Raw genomic sequence first — 807 nt, 5'->3', positions numbered from 1 at the left:
GATGGGGTGGACGGCCCCCTACGGCATCAGTGTGCCAGAATGAGGTTGTAGCAAATCTCAGACAAGGGAGCCGTCCGTGACAGAGATTATCCGGATTGGGATGGATACGTCGAAGCATATTTTTGTGCTGCATGGAGTTGATGCGGCGGAGCAGCCGGTGTTGCGCAAGAAGCTGTCGCGCAAGCAGGTGCTGGAGTTCTTTGCCAAGCTTCCAGCGACGGTGATCGGAATGGAGGCTTGCGGTGGCGCCCATTACTGGGCTCGGGAGCTTGGCAAGCTCGGCCATGAGGTGAAGTTGATGGCTCCGCAGCTGGTGAAGCCCTATGTGGCGCGCAACAAGAATGACGGACGGGACGCGGATGCGGTGTGCGAAGCGATGGGCCGGCCACGGATGCGGTTTGTGCCGGTGAAGACCGCCGAGCAGCAGGCGGCGCTGATGCTGGCGGGCATCCGCGACGGGCTGATCGCCCGCCGCACCCAGCTCAGCAATGCGATCCGTGGCTATGCGGCGGAGTTTGGCCTGATCGCGGCCAAGGGACTGGACAAGATCGAGCCGCTGCTGGCGCGGATTGCCCAGGATGAGAGCCTTCCGGAGCTGGCGCGTGAGCTGTTCGCCATGCAGGGTCGCGACTATGCACAGTTGCAGGGCGAGTTGAAGGCGATCGAGGCCAGGCTGCTGGCCTGGCATCGGGCCAATGCCACAAGCCGTCGTCTGGCCCAGATCCCCTCGGTCGGACCGATCATTGCGACATCGCTTGTGATGAAGACGCCCGATCCGCACGCGTTCCGCTCCGGCCGGCTGTTTGC

Annotated in this window: 1 protein-coding gene; it reads left to right on the top strand. The window is 63.2% G+C overall.

Annotated features, from left to right (window positions below; genetic code table 11):
• Positions 1-76: 76 nt before the first annotated feature.
• Positions 77-807: IS110 family RNA-guided transposase (locus H8B02_RS47555; protein ID WP_229172557.1), on the top strand; the 731-nt coding region annotated here is incomplete at its 3' end.

Origin of the sequence: Bradyrhizobium altum (assembly GCF_020889705.1) — a bacterium.
Lineage (GTDB): Bacteria > Pseudomonadota > Alphaproteobacteria > Rhizobiales > Xanthobacteraceae > Bradyrhizobium > Bradyrhizobium altum.
The sequence above is the reverse complement of the archived record's forward strand: the minus strand, read 5'-3'. Positions and strand labels throughout refer to the sequence as shown.